Raw genomic sequence first — 20,352 nt, forward strand, 5'->3', positions numbered from 1 at the left:
CTTTAAGCTAAGTTTTTTAGCCACGAATTCACGAATTATTTTGTGAGTTCGTGGTTTTGTTTTTTAGCCACGAATTTCACGAATTTTCACGAATTTCTTTTCTTCATCTGTTTGATTGTTTCATGCAGATCGCTTCGTCTATTCGCTGTCGCTCATTTCCGCACATTTAGGCAAACCTAAGTGAATTGAATTAAAAAGATCTTTAAACATCTGCTCAAATCCTTTTAAATCTGCGTGAAAAATAATTTATGAATTCGTGACTAAACTTTTTTCGCATACAGAACCGATTCAATTTAAAAAAATCTGCGGGCATCTGCTCAAATCCTTTTAAATCTGCGTGAAAAATAATTCATAACAAATATTCTAACCACAAAGAATTAATGAAAATTAGTGTAATTCGTGGCAAACTTTCTAAATTTGAAAAACTAAAATCTAAAACATGAAAATTGTAAAATGGGGAATTATAGGCTGCGGTAATGTAACTGAAGTTAAAAGTGGTCCTGCTTTTCAGAAAGCTTCAAATTCAGCTTTAGTTGCTGTTATGCGCAGAGACGCAGCTCTGGCCGAAGACTATGCCAAACGTCACAACGTTCCGAAATGGTATTCCAACGCCATCGATTTAATTAATGATCCTGAAGTTGATGCCGTTTATATTGCCACACCTCCATCTTCTCATAAAGAATATACTATTTTATGTGCCAAAGCCGGAAAACCTGTTTATGTGGAAAAACCAATGGCTTTAAATTTTGAAGAATGCAATGAAATGATTCGTGTTTGCAAAGAACATGATGTACCATTGTTTGTTGCCTATTATAGAAGGTGCCTTCCTAGATTCCTGAAAATAAAAGAACTAATCGACCAAAACAAGATTGGAACAGTCAGACATGTAAATTGTGTTTTATATCATCCGTTTGAAAAGCGTTATGACGATGAAATCAATTTGCCATGGACGGTTTTACCGCACATTTCCGGTGGCGGAATATTTGTTGATTTGGCTTGTCACACCTTAGATTTTCTTGATTTCGTGTTTGGCCCTATAAAATCAGTTCGCGGACACGCTAGCTCACAGCTGAAAGCCTATCCCGCAGAAGATTCGGTTTCTATGTCATTTTTATTCGAGAATGGAATCCATGGAACTGGTTTGTGGAATTTTGCCAGTTTTGAACGTTACGACAATACTGATATTGTAGGCGATAAAGGGAAAATTTCGTTCTCTACCTTCGGTAATGATCCAATTCATATTCAGTATGCAAATGGTGAAAAAGAAAGCATTACGATCGAAAATCCGCTTCACATTCAGCAGCCACTTGTTGAAACCGTGGTAGCTGAAATTTTAGGCAAAGAAGATTTTTCTCCATCAAAAGGAACCTCTGCTGCCAGAACAACCTGGGTTATCGATGAAGTTTTGAAGGAGTTTAGAGATTCTAAATAATGATTACAATTGTAAGTTCTGAATTGTCTCCAACTTTAGCTGGAGTTTAGAGCCTTAGTTTAAAAAAGGGCTTTAGCCAAAGGATTTGGATCTTTTTGGCTAAAGCCTTTTTTGTTTACATTTTGTTGCTCCAGCTAAAGCTGGAGGCAATTCAATATAATCTTGTCATTTTCGACCGAAGGGAGACTCGAGCGATAGCGAACAGGCGAAGCAAATCACATTAGCAGCTCGTCAAAGATTGGCGACTTTCTGTACGGAGTTTCTTTGCGGAATTGTTTGTGCGATTTGCTTCGCCTGTTCGCTATCGCTCGAGTCTCCTTTCAGTCGAAATGACAGGAAGCAAAAAAAGAGGATATTCATTTCGAATATCCTCTTTTTCTATAAAAACTAAGAAAATTACTCCCAGTTTTTCTGATTTTCATATCTTCGCAGTCCTAAACATCGAGAATATGAACACAACAAAACTTTTTGCCCGCATGGTATGCTGGCGGTATTGGAAACAACTGCAACGCGTTCTCGAAGGCGTAGGACAGCTAACCCATGCGGGTTATTTATTTCCTAAATTTCGAGATTATGAGTACAAACACCTTCAACAAAGAAACCGAATTGAGGTTAGCTGATTTTTTCAGCAATTCGATCGATCCTGAAACAATGGCCAAAACCATTCGTCAGGTAAACTATGCACTTGCCTTAAGCGTAATGCAGGAACACGAATCCCTACAATCCGAGAGGACCAACCTCCAAAATGGATTTTACTGGCTCAATCAATTAGCCGAAATTTTAAATCCTTATCTGGATGTGAATGATTAAAAAAATTGCAAAGCCACTATAGAAAGTGGCTTTTTTTTTGTTTTTATCCCTTACTCTTTTGTTTCGTTTTTAATTTCGATAAAAGGGAGACTCTAGCGATAGCGAATAGACGAATTAAATCGCACAAAAAACTGCTCATAGGCAGTCTCCAATCTTTGTCGAACTACTAGTGTGATTTGCTTCGCCTGTTCGCTGTCGCTCGAGTCTCCCTTCGGTCGAAATGACAAATTAAATGAAAACATTCTTATGAAAATGATTCTCCTAGCCCCGATAGGAGTGGAAATCCTTTTGTGGCGGGGTTCGCCACAAAAGATTGGAACGGATAGCGGGATTAGCTCCTGAAAAAAGATTTGGTTTCGTTAAAAAAATCAAGATGAAAGGATTGTACAAAAAAAGAGGATATCCGTTATGAATATCCTCTTTTTTCTAAAAACTAAAAAACTTCTATAAAATTATAGGCTGTATTTAAGACCTAAAGTCAATCCTAAACCTGAAATTCCAACGTAAGAACTTAATTCATTCATTGGTTTAGTAGAATCGTATCCTGCTGGATTATATTCTTTATTATTAGAGCTTCCATCTAAATGATCTACATATTTAGTATGAGTTGCAGAGTATGAAGCCGTTCTGAAAGCAGTTGTTTCATTTAATTTATCTACACCATTTTCAGTATATATTGTAGTTTCTTTAGTTTTTCCGTGCACAGTAAAGTTACGGTATTCTAATTCTGCGAAAGCAGAAATATGTTTTCCTAATTTATAAGAAGTTCCTAAAGATGCCATAAATCCAAGTGTCGGATTTGGCTTAACCACATCTTTTGAAAAAGCATTTGTTGAAGCAACTTGATTAGCTCCTACAAACGTCGAATATTGTCTATCCGTTTTAATATCTAATGTACCATGAACCGGAACAATAACTCCAACTTTAGTATATGGTTCAAAACCATGAGATTCTCCTAAGAACATTACAATTGCCGGAGCTAAGTCAAAAGCTTTAATTTCTCCATTTGCTGTAAAACTTACATAAGTAGCTGCTGGGCTCGTAGCTGGATTATATGAAATAAGTCTGTTTGTGGTTTGTGACATCGTTTTTTCATTACTTACATAATAGTTCGCTGACATTTCAACTCCTAAACGTGCTGAAAATCTATAACCTGCAGTAATTCCACTTCTAAAACCTTGTCCAAAAGACCCTGTAACACTTTCTCTAGATGCTAATTTATTATTTGCTAAAGTACCTGCATAAACATCTCTGTTTGGCAATTGACCTCCAACAACAGGAAATTCTGTAGAAGCAGTTTGATTAAAATAAGATGCTCCTAATTTAAAATACCAACTTTCTGGTTTATCTGCTTTTTCTGTTTGCGCCATTGTGGCCATAGAGCAAATTAATAATCCTAATAAAAATAGGTTCTTTTTCATAATTTTGATTTAATTAATTTTTACAAACATAGATTATTTTAACATAATCTTCTGGTTTGCGATGTTAGACTTGGAACGAAATCGTTGTAATTTTAGGCAATATTACTAAAAAACTATTATGCATGCATAATTTTAACTTAAAAAAAATGCATTCTTTTAAATTTTAACTGTTAAAATTTAGTTTAGCTTAAAATTTACCTGCATTTTTTCCAATTCTATCAATAACTCCGTTGAGATTTTGACTTTTAGCCTGCGACTTGGCATCGTTAATTTGGTCACAACCTTAATTTCCTCGACCTCATTTACTTCCTGAATCTTTGTTTCTTCAATTCCATCATCTTCCCGATCATTTTCATCCACAAAAACGGCATCATCAGTTTCCTCAAAATCTGTTGGCGTTTCTACCTCAACCAATCTCTTTACTTTTTCTAATTCCATGATCTCAAAAGTCACTGAATTATCGCCTTTATTCTCACTAAACAAATGACTTAATTGATGAATAAATTCGGTCCCCAAGTCTTTTATGTTTAATAGCAAAATCAATTTTTTAGCAAAAGCTTCCAGAATATCCTGCAATTGTCTTATTTCAACAAATTGCATTCTTGGATCCGATTTTTTACCCGTATCATGATTCACCCATCCATCTTTTATCAATATTTTGATGAAAGCAAAATTATTCTGAATTAGGAAATGGCGGAATTTTAAATACTCTTCACCAAAGATCTTGAACTCATAACTTTCATCATAACCTTCTAAGTTAAATACAGCCCAGCCCTTTCCGTTTTTAGCCACACGATGCTGAACATTATTTATGATTCCGGCAAAATTTAAATTTTTACCCACATATTCATTCATACTTTTCAGGGATTCTAATCGAGAGTTACAGAAGTATTTCATCTCGAATCTAAAATCGTCCAACGGATGTCCTGAAATATAAATTCCGACTACTTCTTTTTCCTTTGCCAGTTTTTCCATGGTACTCCAGTCTTCACATGGAGGCACGACAGGTTCGGCAATCTGCACTTCACTTGCTTCTCCAAATAAACTTACCTGTGACGAGTTTTCGTTCTCCTGAAATTTCGATCCGTAACGCATTGCTTTTTCATAAAACGTAATTCCGTCGCCATCATCATGAAAATACTGCGCTCTTGTTGTTCCTTCAAATGAATCAAAACCACCGGCCAAAGCCAGGTTTTCAATTGCTTTTTTATTGGCAGCACGCAAATCAATACGCTTAGCCAAGTCAAAAATCGACTTGTATCTTCCGTCCTTTCTGTTTTCTACAATAGTTGCAACTGCTCCGGAACCCACTCCTTTAATCGCTCCCATTCCAAAACGAACCGCATATTCATCATTTACGGTAAATTTATAATAGGATTCGTTTACATCCGGTCCTAAAACCTGTAATCCCATTCGTTTACATTCTTCCATAAAAAACGATACTTGTTTAATATCGTTCATGTTATTGGAAAGAACCGCCGCCATATATTCTGCCGGATAATGTGCCTTTAAGTAAGCTGTCTGATAAGCAATCCAGGCATAACAAGTCGAGTGCGATTTGTTGAAGGCGTAACTCGCAAAGGCTTCCCAGTCTTTCCAAATTTTTTCCAAAACTTTTGCATCATGACCCTTTTTTGCTGCCTGCTCCACAAATTTAGGCTTCATCTTGTCCAGTACGTCCTTTTGTTTCTTACCCATCGCCTTACGCAAAACGTCGGCCTCACCCTTTGTAAAGTCAGCCAGCGATTGCGACAGAAGCATTACCTGCTCTTGATAAACCGTAATTCCGTAGGTTTCTCCTAAATATTCTTCACAGGCATCTAAATCGTATTTAATTTCCTCTTCTCCATTTTTTCTTCGAACGAAAGACGGAATATATTCCAAAGGTCCCGGACGATACAAGGCATTCATTGCAATTAAATCTCCAAAAACCGTAGGTTTCAGATCTTTCATATACTTCTGCATTCCGGGTGACTCGTACTGGAAGATTCCAACCGTTTCTCCTCTTTGGAAAAGTGCATAAGTCTCAACATCATCGATCGGGAATGTATCGGGGTCCAGATCAATTCCGTTTCTATATTTCACCAGTTTAACGGTGTCTTTTATCAGAGTAAGGGTCTTCAGACCCAAGAAGTCCATTTTCAGCAATCCTGCACTTTCTGCAACCGAGTTATCAAACTGGGTCACGTACAAATCAGAATCTTTTGCTGTGGTAACAGGAACGAAATTCGTAATGTCCGATGGAGTAATAATTACCCCACAGGCATGAATTCCGGTATTTCGCATTGATCCTTCAAGAATCTTTGCCTGCTGAATGGTTTCTCCTGCCAAATCATCTTCATTGGCAATAGCAATCAATTCTTTTACATTATCATATTCATCGGAACGAAGAGCTTTTTTAACCTCATCTTCACTTTCCGAAATAAAACGCGCTAAATTCCATTTTGAAGGCATCATTGCCGGAATCAGTTTTGCAATTCTATCGGCCTCAAACAATGGCAAATCCAGTACGCGAGCCGTATCACGAATAGCAGATTTGGTCGCCATTTTACCATAGGTAATAATTTGCGCTACCTGATTCTGACCATATTTATTAATTACGTACTCCATAACACGACCACGACCCTCGTCATCAAAATCGATATCAATATCGGGCATCGATACACGATCCGGATTTAAGAAACGCTCAAAAAGCAAATCGTACTTAATCGGGTCAATATTGGTAATTCCTAAACAATATGCTACCGCAGAACCGGCAGCAGATCCACGACCGGGACCAACCGAAACATCCATATTTCTGGCTTCGGCGATGAAATCCTGAACGATCAAAAAGTATCCCGGATATCCGGAGTTCGAAATGGTCAGTAGCTCAAAGTCCAAACGTTCCTGAATAGACTCTGTAATTTCGCCGTATCGCTTTTTTGCCCCCACCATAGTAAGATGGCGCAAATATTTATTCTCTCCCCTAACACCTCCATCAGCTTCATCTTCGGCAACCACAAACTCTTCCGGAATATCAAATTTAGGAAGCAATACATCGCGATAAAGCGAATATCCTTCAACTTTATCTATGATTTCCTGGATGTTAATAATCGCATCCGGCAAATCGGCAAAGAGTTTTTTCATCTCGTCTCCCGACTTGTAGTAGTACTCCTGATTCGGCAATCCGTAACGATATCCACGACCACGTCCAATTGGCGTTGCTTGTTTTTCACCGTCTTTTACACACAACAAAATGTCGTGGGCATTGGCATCTTCTTTATTTAAATAGTAAGTATTATTGGTGGCAATTAATTTAACATCATGCTTTTTAGAAAATTCAATCAGTGTTTTGTTTACACGATTTTCATCTTCCTGATTATGGCGCATGACTTCCAGATAAAAATCATCTCCAAATTGCTCTTTCCACCAGATCAGAGCTTCTTCAGCCTGATTCTCACCAACGTTCAGAATTTTACTTGGAATCTCTCCATATAAATTCCCGGACAAAACCATGATATCTTCTTTGTATTTCTCGACAATTTTTCGATCAATCCTCGGAACATAATAAAATCCGTTTGTAAAAGCGATCGACGACATTTTTGCCAGATTGTGGTAACCATTTTTATTTTTGGCTAATAATACGATCTGGTTTCCGTTGTCTTTTTTACTTTTATCTAAGTGATTCTCACAAACATTAAATTCGCAACCTACTATTGGCTTTATCTCTGTTTCCGTTGGTTCCTCTCCTGCTTCCACCAAAGCTTTATTTTTGGCTGATGCCCCTTTATTGTGGTTCATAACGGCGCTCACAAAGTGAAAAGCCCCCATCATGTTTCCAGTATCCGTCATCGCAACGGCAGGCATTCCGTTTTTGGCTGTAGCCGAAACAATATTCCCAATACCTATAGTAGATTGTAGAACCGAAAATTGAGTATGATTGTGTAAATGTGCATATTTTGCCTCTTTAAAATCTTCTCTGTCAGAATGCGAAACGGTAGGTTCTTGTCCAACAGATTCTAAAGCCTTTAATTGCTCTCTGATTTTATCAGAAGCTTTTTTTAGGTTAATATGTTTTAAACCGATTAACGGAAACTCCTGAGGATTTCTAGTTTGGAATTCCTTAAAATAATCCTTCGGAACATCCAGTTCTTCTTTAGTAAAAACTTCTCTTCTTATTAATTCCAGAAAACAACGCGTAGTTGCCTCAACGTCGGCAGTTGCGTTGTGCGCTTCTGCGAAAGGTTTATTAAAAAGATATTCATGTAATTCTGTTAACGTTGGCAATTTGAATCTTCCTCCACGTCCTCCCGGAAGTTTTAATAATGAAGCGGTAACTTCTGTACAAGTATCCAAAACCGGCATTGAACTCATAGGAGAATCCACTCCCATTCTATGAAATTCGGCTCCCATAATATTGACGTCAAAACCTAAATTCTGACCTACAATAAATTTGGTTTTACTTAAAGCAATATTGAATTTCTCCAAAACTTCAGCCAAAGTGATTCCATCGGCATCTGCCAGCTCTGTCGAAATTCCGTGAATACGTTCTGCATCATACGGAATATTAAATCCGTCAGGCTTCACCAGGTAATCCTGATGCTCTATAAGCTGCCCCATTTCGTCATGCAGCTGCCATGCGATCTGAATACAGCGGGGCCAGTTATCAGAATCAGTTATTGGAGCATCCCAACGTTTTGGTAATCCAGTAGTTTCGGTATCGAATATTAAGTACATAGGTATAAAAAGACAAATTTAAAATTCCAAATTCCAAGTTTCGCATCGCATAAATCGTTGATTTTATGAACTATAAAAAAACTTGAGATACAAAATTGAGGAAGTTCAAATTTAGTCTTTTTTTTAGAGAAAGAGCGCAGGATTTTATCAACACCTCTCAATATTTTTTATTCTTTCCCATTTACAAAAACCATCAGCGAAATAGCCAAATACGGAATGTCTTTCAGAATAAAAAAATCAGTTACCGGAAAACCTTCCACCATTTTAAAAACTCCCGGAGTGGTCACTAAAAAACTCAGTGTCGTTACAAATATAATCGCTGAAGCAAAACCGGCATAAAAACCAATTCTCCTTACAAACAAAGAGGTCAGTAAACCAATCCCGGTCAGTACTTCGAAAATTCCGATAAGGTTTGAAACCTGCTGAACCGACATTACTTTGTACATCCAGCCCATGGCAAAATGATTTTCAACCAATTCTTTTATCGCTCCGGCTTCAACTGCTGTGAACTTAAAAAGCCCGACCCATAGCAAAATGATTACAGTTCCTAAAACTCCCAGCTTGTACGCAAATTCATTTAAATTCATAATGTTATTTTTAAAAATTAGAATGTTCAAAATTAGCACTTGCTTTTAAAAGCAAATGTCAGATACCCGTCATTACCTATTAATTTGTTCCTAAACAATCCCACTCCTTTTCATTTAATTTCATTCTAAAAAAGAAAAAAATACAACTCTTGGATGTCGTATTATTTCCATTAAAAAAATACAATCGAACAAAGCTGTTAAATGCATCTAAGCGTCCTCAAAAAGTGTTTGTATTTGATATTCCAAAAACTTAAAAAAGAATCAAAAACCAACAATTACTGCCGTTTTTATTGATTTTGTTACATTTTTAAAATGAAAACATCATATTTCATAGTGATTTATAGAGGATTCCATCAACTATTAAGAACCAAAGCAGTTCGCTAAAAATTAATCCGAAAAAGAAAAACAAAACCAATTTCTTATTCCTTTTACCATTCAAAACCGATCGCACTAAAGTCAATCCTAATTTGTATTTTCAGTTTGGGTATCGTATATAATGAAATATTGAAATTGACCACCTTGAAGCTTTTTCTAATTTTGTTTTCCTATTATATAAGCAGGAGATCGCTGTGGTTATAGAAATTACAATTAAAAAAATAAAAAATGAGTAAGACATTATTTGACAAAGTATGGGATTCACATGTAGTGCGTAAAATTGAAGATGGACCAGATGTGTTTTTTATTGACCGCCATTTCATTCACGAAGTTACAAGTCCTGTTGCTTTTTTAGGATTAAAAACCAGAGGCGTTTCCGTTTTATACCCGGAGCGTACTTTTGCAACCGCCGACCACAATACACCAACTATAAACCAACATTTACCAGTTCAGGATCCTTTATCAGCCAATCAGCTTCAGGCTCTTGAAGACAATGCCAATGAATACGGAATTTCACACTGGGGATTGGGACATATTAAAAATGGAATTGTACACGTAGTAGGCCCTGAGAACGGAATTACTTTGCCAGGTGCTACCATTGTTTGCGGAGATTCACACACCTCTACTCACGGTGCTTTTGGAGCAATTGCTTTTGGTATCGGAACTTCTGAGGTTGAAATGGTACTTTCTACTCAATGTATCATGCAGCCAAAACCAAAGAAAATGCGTATCAACGTAAATGGTCAATTAAGCAAAGGTGTTGGTCCAAAAGATGTTGCACTTTATATTATTGCTCAGTTAACTACTTCAGGTGGAACGGGTTATTTTGTTGAATATGCCGGAGATGTTTTCGAAAATATGACCATGGAAGGCCGTATGACGGTTTGTAACCTAAGTATTGAAATGGGTGCCCGAGGAGGAATGATCGCTCCTGACCAAACCACTTTTGATTTCCTTGAAGGAAAACTATATGCTCCAAAAGGAGAAGCCTGGGACAAAGCGGTTTCCTACTGGAAAACATTAAAAACAGATTCGGATGCTGTTTTTGACGCCGAATTGAACATCAATGCTTCAGATATTGAACCAATGATTACTTACGGTACTAACCCAGGAATGGGAATTGGTATCTCAAAACATATTCCGAACGCCAACCAAGTCGAAGGCGGTGCGGAAACTTATAAAAAATCCCTTGCTTACATGGGCTTTCAGGAAGACGATGTGATGATTGGAAAACCAATTGATTATGTTTTCTTAGGAAGCTGTACAAACGGACGTATTGAAGACTTCAGAGCTTTCGCCGAGATTGTAAAAGGAAGAAAAAAAGCAGATAATGTTACAGCCTGGTTAGTACCCGGTTCTCACGTTGTTGAAGCTCAAATTAAAGAAGAAGGTATTTTAGACATTCTTACGGATGCCGGTTTTGTATTACGTCAGCCGGGTTGTTCGGCTTGTCTAGCCATGAACGACGATAAGGTTCCTGCCGGAAAATATGCTGTAAGTACCTCTAACCGAAATTTTGAAGGCCGTCAGGGTCCCGGTTCAAGGACATTATTAGCAAGTCCGATTATGGCTGCCGCAGCCGCTGTTACCGGAAAACTAACAGACCCGAGAGAGTTATTTTAATTTTAGATTGAAGATTTTAGATTTCAGATTGCTGATCTAAACCTCTTCAGATAAAATTGACTTACATTATTTAATACAAAACTTTTTAGTTTCTAAGTTTTAAGTTTTCAAAAAAAATCTAAAATCCAGAAATCTAAAATCTAAAATTCCAGAAAATGGCATACGATAAATTTAATATACTTACCAGCAGTGCAGTGCCGCTGCCAATTGAAAACGTAGATACCGATCAAATCATTCCAGCGCGCTTCCTAAAAGCCACTAAACGCGAAGGTTTTGGAGACAATCTGTTTAGAGACTGGAGATATAACGGAGACGATTCTCCAAAAACTGATTTTGTTTTAAACGATTCAACTTACAGCGGAAAAATTCTTGTTGGAGGAAAAAACTTCGGTTCAGGATCTTCAAGAGAGCACGCTGCCTGGGCAGTTTACGATTACGGATTTAGAGCTGTAGTTTCAAGTTTCTTTGCCGACATCTTCAAAGGAAACTGTTTGAATATTGGAGTTTTACCCGTTCAGGTGAGTCCTGAATTTGCGGATACCATTTTCAAAGCAATTGAAGCTGATGCTAAAACAGAATTAGAAATCAACTTACCAAATCAAACGATTACCTTATTGTCAACAGGCCAACAAGAATCATTTGCAATTAACGGATACAAAAAGAACAATATGATCAATGGTTTTGATGACATTGATTATTTACAAAATATCAAAGAAGACATTGTAGCTTTTGCCGACAAACTTCCTTATTAAAAAATCAAGTCTAGTCCCTTGAGGCCCGGGAGATTTTTTTTAAAAATCTGTCGGGTCTTTATAACTTAAACCAAGACAACACAACAACAATTTACCGGTATAAAGGAATTTGGAAAATCAATATGGAAAAAAGAAAAATTGAAATAATGGATACAACACTCCGCGATGGTGAGCAAACCTCGGGAGTATCATTTTCTGCCGCAGAAAAACTGACCATTGCACAATTATTGTTGGATGAATTAAATATTGACAGAATCGAAATTGCCTCTGCACGCGTAAGTGAGGGAGAATTTCAGGCCGTAAAAGGCATTACCACCTGGGCAACCGAAAAAGGATACATTGATCGCATTGAAGTTTTATCGTTTGTAGATGGCGGCGTTTCGATAGAATGGATGAAAAAAGCAGGTGCAAAAGTCCAGAATTTATTAACCAAAGGCTCATTAAATCACCTCACACATCAATTAAAGAAAACACCCGAACAACACTTTTCTGAAATCGCGCACACTATCAAGTTAGCAAAAGAAAACAATATCGAAACCAATGTGTATTTAGAAGACTGGAGCAACGGCATGCGAAATTCTCCTGAATATGTTTTTCAATTTCTGGATTTCCTGGCAACTCAACCTGTCAAACGAATTTTACTTCCGGATACTTTGGGCGTATTAATTCCGTCTTTGACTTTCGAGTTCCTTTCGAAAATCAGAGCCAGATACCCTAAAATTCATTTTGATTTCCACGCTCATAACGACTACGACTTAAGCGTTGCCAATGTAATGGAAGCCATAAAAGCTGGTATCAACGGACTTCACGTAACGGTAAACGGGATGGGCGAACGCGCTGGAAATGCACCACTTGAAAGCACAGTAGCCGTGATAAACGACTATCTGCCCGAAGTAAGTATCAACATCAAAGAAACTTCTTTATATACCGTAAGCAAACTGGTAGAAACTTTCACAGGCTACAGAATCCCTGCCAACAAGCCAATTGTTGGAGACAATGTTTTCACCCAAACTGCCGGAATTCATGCGGACGGAGACAATAAAAACAATTTATATTTTAACGATTTACTTCCGGAACGCTTTGGAAGAAAACGAAAATATGCTTTAGGAAAAACTTCCGGAAAAGCCAATATCGAAAAAAATCTTCAGGAACTAGGCTTAAAACTAAACCAGGAAGATTTGAAGCTGGTTACACAAAGAATCATTGAACTAGGCGACAAAAAAGAGACCGTAACGAAGGAAGATCTTCCTTATATTATTTCTGATGTCCTGGACAGCCATACTTACGAAGAAAGAATAAAGATCGAATCCTATATATTAGTTCACTCCAAAGGAATGCGTCCGTCCACTACTTTATGCTTAAGATTCGGAGATGAAATCATCGAAGAAAACGCCCAGGGAGACGGTCAGTTTGACGCTTTTATGAATGCTTTATCTAAGATTTATAAAAGCAAAAAACTAACACTTCCTAAATTAATTGACTACGCGGTAAGAATCCCTCCGGGAAGTAGCTCCGATGCCTTGTGCGAAACTATTATCACCTGGGTAAACAACGAAAAAGAATTTAAAACAAGAGGGCTAGATTCTGATCAAACGGTCGCAGCAATCATTGCCACTCAAAAAATGCTGAATATAGTTACTTGATATAAAGGAACTAGGGTTCAGAGAAGCAAAGGGACAAAGGCTAGAAAATAGAGTTTTCATCCCAACACCTTTGAACCTTTGCCTCTATGAACCTTAATAAAAAACAAAATATAAAAAAATAATGAAATTTAATATAGCCCTTTTAGCAGGAGACGGAATTGGTCCTGAGGTCATAAATGAAGCTGTAAAAGTATCTGATGCTATTGCAAAAAAATTCAATCACGAAATAACATGGACACCAGCCTTAACAGGAGCATGCGCAATCGATGCGGTGGGGATTCCCTATCCTGATGAGACTCACGAAATATGCATGAAAGCCGATGCTGTTTTATTTGGAGCAATTGGTCACCCAAAATATGATAATGATCCAAGCGCACCCGTTCGTCCGGAGCAAGGTTTGTTACTAATGCGCAAAAAACTAGGATTGTTTGCCAATGTACGCCCAACTTTTACTTTTCCTTCTTTAATTGATAATTCTCCTTTAAAGAGAGAAAGAATCGAAGGAACTGATCTGATTTTCCTGAGAGAGTTAACAGGCGGAATTTACTTTGGAGAAAAAGGAAGAACAGACAACGGAGATACAGCCTTTGACAACTGTGTTTACACCAGAGCCGAAGTGCAACGTTTAGCAAAAAAAGGTTTTGAACTGGCTATGACCCGAAGCAAAAAATTGTGCTGCGTTGACAAAGCAAACGTTTTGGAAACTTCACGTCTATGGAGAGAAACGGTTCAGGCAATGGAAAAAGATTATCCTGAGGTTACAGTATCCTACGAATTTGTAGACGCTGTTGCCATGCGTCTGGTTCAATGGCCAAACTCCTATGATGTACTAATTACAGAGAATTTATTTGGAGATATTTTAACCGATGAAGCTTCTGTCATTTCAGGCTCGATGGGATTAATGCCTTCTGCTTCTGTTGGAGAACACACTTCATTATACGAACCAATCCACGGATCTTATCCACAAGCTACAGGATTGAATATTGCAAATCCATTGGCCACTATTTTATCTGCTGCCATGATGTTTGAAGATGCTTTTGGACTAAAAGATGAAGCCGAGGCGATTAGAGCAGTTGTAAACAAATCTCTGGAAGAAGGAATTGTTACAGAAGATTTAGCCCCAAAAGGCTCTAAAGCATACAAAACCAGTGAAGTTGGAGATTGGCTTGTTGCTAACTTATAATTTTTTTGTTTCAAGTTTCAGGTTTCAGGTTGTTGGAACTGAAACTTTGAAACTTGAAACAAAAAAAGGGATCAACGCAAGTTGATCCCTTTTATATATTTAGAAAAAAATATTAATATCCTCCTCTGTTACCACCACGGTCATTTCCACCACGGTTGTTTCCGTAACCTCCGCGAGAATCACCTCCACGGTTGTTATTGAAGCTTCTTCTCTCACCTTCAGGTTTCGGCTCAGATTTATTAACTACAATTGCACGACCTTGAACAGTAGCTCCGTTCAATTCATCAATTGCTTTTTGAGCTTCAGCATCGTTTGGCATCTCAACAAAACCAAAACCTTTGCTTCTTCCTGTAAATTTATCAGTAATGATTTTAACTGAATCTACTGCTCCGTAAGCCTCGAAAGACTCTCTTAAATCTGCTTCCTCAATACTGAATGGAAGGCTTCCAACAAAAATGTTCATATGTACTTATTTATAATAATGTAGCAAATGTAGTCTTATTTTTCTGTAATCTACTATATATTAGTTTATTTATGCTTTTATTTTGATTTAAAAAAATAGAAATCAACAAAACCAAACTGTCACAAATTAAAATTCTAATTCTCAAATGTTGTCGAAATTGGAATTTTGTAAAAAACACCTTCTGTAAAACTAACTTTTGGTTTTTCGGTATCCTTTTCATCCTCATTCCATGCATTAAACTTAAAAGTTCCTGAAATAGTTCTGTTCTCTGCGTTAAATTCAGTAATCACAATTTGCCCATCTCCTTTATTTGTTCCTGTAGAAAACCGAGATGATTTCGAATCTTGCATATTTAAGTAAGTTGCGGTCGTACTATTATCACGCCCCAAAATGTAAGTTTGTGCTGTTGAACCCGATACTTTTAAAACTACTTTTTCAAATCCGAGATCACCTTCAATAACAAAACTACCATTCGCACCACTAGTCGCTTTATAAGTCGTCGCACGCCAAAATACATTCTCTTTTAGGCTTTGAAAAGCAGGATTATTAAATTTTACGTCTTCTGAACAGGAGGAAACGATAAAAAGCAGCAATACTAAAGAAACTATTTTTTTCATATCACAGTGAATTTGAGGCAAAAGTACCTCATTTAAGATAATTATTTAAAAAATGAAGTCAAAAAGGACAAAAAAGCTCTAGAAATACACCCGAGATGTATTTAATATGATTTCGAACGTATAATTCATAAAAAAATTATATCTTTGCGCCCTTAATTAATAGGGGTCGAGTACCTCAAAATTTAATCATACGATTATGTCAGTAAAAATTAGATTACAAAGACACGGTAAAAAAGGAAAACCTTTTTACTGGGTTGTAGCTGCAGATGCACGCTCAAAAAGAGATGGTAAATACTTAGAGAAAATCGGTACTTACAATCCAAACACAAACCCGGCAACTATCGACTTAAACCTTGATAGCGCAGTTAAATGGTTACACAATGGTGCACAACCAACTGATACTGCTAGAGCAATTCTTTCTTACAAAGGTGCTTTATTGAAACACCACCTTGATGGAGGTATTCGTAAAGGAGCTTTAACTCAAGAGCAAGCTGACGCTAAATTAGCTGCTTGGTTAGAAGCTAAATCTGGAAAAGTTGATGCTAAAAAAGACGGTTTAACAAAAGCGCAAGCTGATGTTAAAGCTAAAGCTTTAAAAGCAGAACAAGAAGTTAACGCTAAACGTTTAGCTGCTGCAGCTCAAGCTGAAGCTGATGCTATCGCTGCTGCAACTCCTGCAGTTGAAGAAGAAGTTACTGAAGTTGAAGCTGATGCTACAGCTGAAGAAGCTCCTGCTGCTGAAGAGAATAACGAAACAACTGAAGCATAATTTTAGCCAGCGAGAATGCGTAAAGAAGAATGTTTTTATTTAGGTAAAATCGCTAAAAAATTTAGTTTCAAAGGTGAAGTTCTGGCTTATTTAGACACGGACGAACCTGAGTTATACGAAAATCTGGAATCAGTGTTTGTTGAATGCAACAAACACTTGGTTCCTTTTTTTATTGAAACAAGTTCTTTACACAAAAACGATTTCTTAAGAATCCGTTTTGAAGATGTAAACACAGAAGAAGATGCAGATGCCCTTCTTGGTAATGCAATCTATCTTCCTTTAAGCATGTTGCCAAAACTTTCCGGCAACAGGTTTTATTTCCACGAAGTAATCGGTTTTGAAATCGAAGACCAACGTTTAGGCGTTTTTGGAAAAATCGCTGCCGTAAATGACACGACAGCACAACCTCTTTTTGAAGTTTTGAATGGCGAAGTCGAAATGTTAATTCCGATGATCGATCAATTCCTTGTAAAAATAGACCGTGATAACAAAAAGGTCATTATGAATTTACCCGAAGGATTGGTAGAAATGTACCTTTGATTAGATTGTTAGACTAACTTAGATTTTTAGACTATTTTAGATTTCAAATCTACTTCGATCTACAATTAAAAGTCTTGTCATCCTTATTACCCAATCTGAAATTAAAAATCGTTAATCTTCAATCACAAATCAAGATGTTTCAATTCAAACAATTTTCAGTTCTACAAGACAAAACCGCTATGAAAGTGGGTACAGATGGTGTTTTACTGGGCGCTTGGGCACCAATAAATCATAATCCGTTTAGCATTTTAGACATTGGAGCCGGAACCGGAGTTATTGCTTTAATGTTGGCACAACGCACTCCTGCAGAGCAGATTGACGCACTTGAAATTGATGAAGATGCCTACGAACAAGCTGTTGATAATTTCGAAAACTCGCCGTGGGGAGACCGTTTATTTTGTTTTCATGCCGGATTAGATGAATTTATTGAAGAACCAGAAGACGAATACGATTTGATTGTTTCAAATCCTCCATTTTATTCCGAAAATTACAAAACTGAAAATGAACAGCGCGATCTGGCACGTTTTCAGGACGCAATGCCTTTTGAAGAATTAATAGAAGCCGCAGATTTATTGCTTTCAGAAAACGGAATTTTTGCGGTAATTCTTCCCCATAAAGAGGAAGAAAATTTCATTGCCTTAGCCAAAGAATCAGAATTATATCCTATCAAAATCACAAGGGTAAAAGGCACTCCAACATCAGAAATCAAAAGAAGCCTGATTGCTTTTAGCCGAAATGAAATCCCGGAAACAGAGACAAATGAATTAACAATCGAAATCGAAAGACATGTCTATACTCCGGAATACATTGAACTAACTAAAGATTTTTACCTGAAGATGTAATTCAAAACTCCAATTTTTTACTCTCGAGAATCAAATTGTTATTCTTCCAATATTCCACATCTTCATTAACTTTTACATCTAATTTCAAACGATCAATAGGACGTTTTATAACCGATACATTTTCTGTAATAATATCTTCAGACATTAAGTCATAATTAGAATTTACAGTACTTATTTGTTTTTTAGCCACTAATGAATAATAATTGCTTTCCACTTTTTCATTACAATAGTTAATAAAATAGCGTCCATTGACATTTTTATAGGTTTGTGTGATCTTCAATGAAGACTCTATCCAAATATCGTCACTATCATTCGATCTGTCTCTCTTTAAAACTACATACTGCTCAAATTTTACAATTGCAAAAGAATCGGTTTCGATGTAAATAAAACCAATAGCAGATTTTGGAGCAGGGTTTCCAAAACCGGTAGAAAAAACTGTCGGATTCAGATTTGCAAAACTTATTACATAGACATTTTTACCGCCATAAGTTGTCGTTCCTTCTTTCTTTAATTCGAAATCTTTTGTTTCGTAAAGCAAATTCTGATTGCTCAGCATTATGTTTCTAAAAATTACAACTCCAAAATACCCTATTCCTTTCCAGTTTTCAATGGTTTCTGCGTTCAGTTTTTTTCTAAACTGCAATATTTCCCCAAAATAATTAGCTGCTGCATCATCTGAAACTTTCACTCCATTTGGGCTGTAGGTATTAATTGACGCCTCTTCATTTATTACAGCAATGCCATCTTTATTGGTCTGAGACCTAAAAAAGAATTTCTGATTAAATGGTTTTTGATAATAATTATTTTCAATATTTGCTCTTGCCTTTTGTAAAATTGTCGCTGCAGATAAGGTTTTGGATTTCTTTTTAGAAGAAACAACGACCGTCTCATTCAATGAAACCTGAGCATTTGCTTCTCTGTCTAATTTTATATGCAGTTGTTCGCTTTGCAACTTTTCAAGTTGAGAAACCATGATTGTATCTGAAAAATATCCTAAAGCCGAAATAATCAATTTATCATTAAAACTTCCTTTAAAAATATTAAATTGAAAATTTCCTTCTGAGTTTGAAACCACACTTTTGTTGCAATTAAGAAGATAAAGATCTGCATTTACTATCATCGCATCTGATTTTGAATCTTTAACCGTTCCAGAAATACTAAACGAATCATATAAATTTTTCGCTTTTTGCGCATACAAGACCGTTTGCAACAATAGAAACACTATCACAATTGTTTGTTTAATCATTATTTTTAACTGCATTATTTTTCACTAATCGTTACAACTTAAACCTGCTCAAAAATACTTTTAAACTGATATAGAATCCTCTCTATTAAACGCAGATCTTCGGTTACAATTTCGGCAGTTCCTTTCATTTCCTGCTGAAAAACAATTTGTTTCTTATAGGACGTTTCCAATCCGTTTAGAAGTGCTACGTCCAATAGTAAATTTCCGTCTTTATCCGGAACCAGAGAAATATTTTGAATCCTTCCTTTTAACACTCCAAACTCCCTGTCTGGAAAATTTGCTAATCGAATGTTCACCATCTGTCCTACTTTTATTTTTCCCGAATTTAATGCCGGTGCCTTCACCTTACCTACAAAACCATTTTTAGTATCGGGAATAATCGAAAAAACATTATCACCAACACTGATGGTTTGGTTCTCTGTCCAAACCTGTAGAAAAGTAACCACTCCGCTTACAGATGATTTTAAAGCATAAGCCAGCTCCCAATCTTTTATTACTTTTTTAAGCTGATAAAAAGACTGCGCCATATTCCTCCCTAAAGTAACTTCTTCTTTAGTACCGCTGATTTGTGAGTTCTGACTCAATTTAGTATTGGTAATTAAAGCCGATTTTAACTGAGAAATGGAAGACAAAAGGGTTCTATAATTTTTTTGCGCCTGGAGATATCCCAGTTTTTTAGCCTCCATTTCCTGTGCAGAGATGATTCCTTTATTGAATAAGGTTTCGAATCTTGCAATTTCATTTTTCTGAAGCTGTAGTTCGCTTTCGTTAATTACCTTTTGCTGCTGCAAAATTTCCAATCTGTCTTTGATCTGAACTTTTTCAGAAACCTGCGCCCGGTTTTCGACTTCAAAAGGCTGTAAATTTTTATTTAGCTGTTCTGCCTGATAGTCTTTCTGAAAAACAGCAAAAGCACTTTCAATCTCTCCCAACTGAGTGTTTTTTAACAATTCAAAAGGAAAGGCTTTTTTAGGATCATTGACATTATAGTCTTCAACAATTTTTTCCAGTAAAAACACATCTTTATAATTGGCCGTATTTTCAATGATAGCAAGTGTGCTGTTTTTTGAAACAATAGATTTGTCTTTTACCAGAATCGCCTCAATACGACCCGAAGATTTAGAAACTATTTTCTCCGGAGGGATATTGGTTGTAATTACAATCTGGGTAGTAACAACATCAGGATATTTGACAAACCAGGACACGAAAAAAAGCATAGAAATGATAACGAATATAAGCACTGTGCCCCAACGAATCATCCAATGTGGCACCTTAGTAAGGATGTCCTGAACTTCTTCACTTCTTAGTTCAAATGTAGTATCTTCTGCCATGA

16 protein-coding genes are annotated in these 20,352 nt (G+C 36.7%); 9 read left to right on the plus strand and 7 right to left on the minus strand.

Annotation, left to right across the window (positions count from 1 at the left end; genetic code table 11):
- The first annotated feature begins 439 nt into the window (after window positions 1-439).
- Both FLA105534_RS04565 and FLA105534_RS04570 read left to right on the plus strand, forming a co-directional pair.
- On the plus strand, window positions 440-1,432 hold the full coding sequence (locus tag FLA105534_RS04565) for a Gfo/Idh/MocA family protein (protein ID WP_173964850.1): 993 nt from the start codon (window positions 440-442) through the stop codon (window positions 1,430-1,432).
- 573 nt (window positions 1,433-2,005) lie between these two features.
- Window positions 2,006-2,242, plus strand: a complete 237-nt coding sequence (locus FLA105534_RS04570) for a hypothetical protein (protein ID WP_173964851.1) — start codon at window positions 2,006-2,008, stop codon at window positions 2,240-2,242.
- A gap of 452 nt (window positions 2,243-2,694) precedes the next feature.
- On the opposite strand, the gene FLA105534_RS04575 is transcribed toward FLA105534_RS04570, so the two are convergent.
- The 3 genes from FLA105534_RS04575 to FLA105534_RS04585 all read right to left on the minus strand — a co-directional run bounded on the left by FLA105534_RS04575 (window position 2,695) and on the right by FLA105534_RS04585 (window position 8,966).
- The gene (locus FLA105534_RS04575; RefSeq protein ID WP_173964852.1) at window positions 2,695-3,663 is read right to left on the minus strand and encodes an outer membrane beta-barrel protein; all 969 of its coding nucleotides are present in this window, start codon (window positions 3,661-3,663) and stop codon (window positions 2,695-2,697) included.
- A 177-nt stretch (window positions 3,664-3,840) separates the two neighbouring features.
- Complete coding sequence (gene dnaE / locus FLA105534_RS04580; RefSeq protein ID WP_173964853.1) at window positions 3,841-8,379, minus strand: DNA polymerase III subunit alpha; 4,539 nt, start codon at window positions 8,377-8,379, stop codon at window positions 3,841-3,843.
- 167 nt (window positions 8,380-8,546) lie between these two features.
- On the minus strand, window positions 8,547-8,966 hold the full coding sequence (locus FLA105534_RS04585) for a DUF417 family protein (protein ID WP_173964854.1): 420 nt from the start codon (window positions 8,964-8,966) through the stop codon (window positions 8,547-8,549).
- Window positions 8,967-9,569: 603 nt separating this feature from the next.
- Here FLA105534_RS04585 and leuC point away from each other — a divergent pair.
- The 4 genes from leuC to leuB all read left to right on the plus strand — a co-directional run bounded on the left by leuC (window position 9,570) and on the right by leuB (window position 14,542).
- A complete protein-coding gene (leuC, locus tag FLA105534_RS04590; RefSeq protein ID WP_173964855.1) occupies window positions 9,570-10,964 on the plus strand; it encodes a 3-isopropylmalate dehydratase large subunit in 1,395 nt (464 codons plus the stop codon).
- A 155-nt stretch (window positions 10,965-11,119) separates the two neighbouring features.
- On the plus strand, window positions 11,120-11,716 hold the full coding sequence (leuD, locus tag FLA105534_RS04595; RefSeq protein ID WP_173964856.1) for a 3-isopropylmalate dehydratase small subunit: 597 nt from the start codon (window positions 11,120-11,122) through the stop codon (window positions 11,714-11,716).
- 122 nt (window positions 11,717-11,838) lie between these two features.
- Window positions 11,839-13,359 carry an alpha-isopropylmalate synthase regulatory domain-containing protein gene (locus FLA105534_RS04600; protein WP_173964857.1) on the plus strand — a complete coding sequence of 507 codons (1,521 nt, stop codon included), beginning with the start codon at window positions 11,839-11,841 and terminating at the stop codon, window positions 13,357-13,359.
- Between the two features lie 121 nt (window positions 13,360-13,480).
- Complete coding sequence (gene leuB / locus FLA105534_RS04605; RefSeq protein WP_173964858.1) at window positions 13,481-14,542, plus strand: 3-isopropylmalate dehydrogenase; 1,062 nt, start codon at window positions 13,481-13,483, stop codon at window positions 14,540-14,542.
- A gap of 112 nt (window positions 14,543-14,654) precedes the next feature.
- Here the strand turns inward: leuB and FLA105534_RS04610 are convergent, their stop codons facing one another.
- Complete coding sequence (locus FLA105534_RS04610) at window positions 14,655-15,005, minus strand: RNA recognition motif domain-containing protein (RefSeq protein WP_068844832.1); 351 nt, start codon at window positions 15,003-15,005, stop codon at window positions 14,655-14,657.
- A 134-nt stretch (window positions 15,006-15,139) separates the two neighbouring features.
- Window positions 15,140-15,622, minus strand: a complete 483-nt coding sequence (locus tag FLA105534_RS04615) for a DUF6252 family protein (protein WP_173964859.1) — start codon at window positions 15,620-15,622, stop codon at window positions 15,140-15,142.
- A 196-nt stretch (window positions 15,623-15,818) separates the two neighbouring features.
- On the opposite strand from FLA105534_RS04615, the gene FLA105534_RS04620 reads away from it, so the two are divergent.
- From FLA105534_RS04620 to FLA105534_RS04630, 3 genes are all read left to right on the plus strand, one after another.
- Window positions 15,819-16,391: a 30S ribosomal protein S16 gene (locus FLA105534_RS04620; RefSeq protein WP_173964860.1), complete on the plus strand. Its 573-nt coding sequence runs from the start codon at window positions 15,819-15,821 to the stop codon at window positions 16,389-16,391.
- A 15-nt stretch (window positions 16,392-16,406) separates the two neighbouring features.
- Complete coding sequence (gene rimM / locus FLA105534_RS04625; RefSeq protein WP_173964861.1) at window positions 16,407-16,931, plus strand: ribosome maturation factor RimM; 525 nt, start codon at window positions 16,407-16,409, stop codon at window positions 16,929-16,931.
- A gap of 134 nt (window positions 16,932-17,065) precedes the next feature.
- On the plus strand, window positions 17,066-17,773 hold the full coding sequence (locus FLA105534_RS04630; RefSeq protein ID WP_173964862.1) for a tRNA1(Val) (adenine(37)-N6)-methyltransferase: 708 nt from the start codon (window positions 17,066-17,068) through the stop codon (window positions 17,771-17,773).
- A gap of 1 nt (window position 17,774) precedes the next feature.
- On the opposite strand, the gene FLA105534_RS04635 is transcribed toward FLA105534_RS04630, so the two are convergent.
- Complete coding sequence (locus tag FLA105534_RS04635; RefSeq protein WP_173964863.1) at window positions 17,775-19,019, minus strand: carboxypeptidase-like regulatory domain-containing protein; 1,245 nt, start codon at window positions 19,017-19,019, stop codon at window positions 17,775-17,777.
- 38 nt (window positions 19,020-19,057) lie between these two features.
- Window positions 19,058-20,350: an HlyD family secretion protein gene (locus tag FLA105534_RS04640; RefSeq protein ID WP_173964864.1), complete on the minus strand. Its 1,293-nt coding sequence runs from the start codon at window positions 20,348-20,350 to the stop codon at window positions 19,058-19,060.
- Between the last annotated feature and the right edge of the window lie 2 nt (window positions 20,351-20,352).

The sequence above is a fragment of the Flavobacterium collinsii genome (assembly GCF_902804485.1).
GTDB classification, from domain to species: Bacteria; Bacteroidota; Bacteroidia; order Flavobacteriales; family Flavobacteriaceae; genus Flavobacterium; species Flavobacterium collinsii.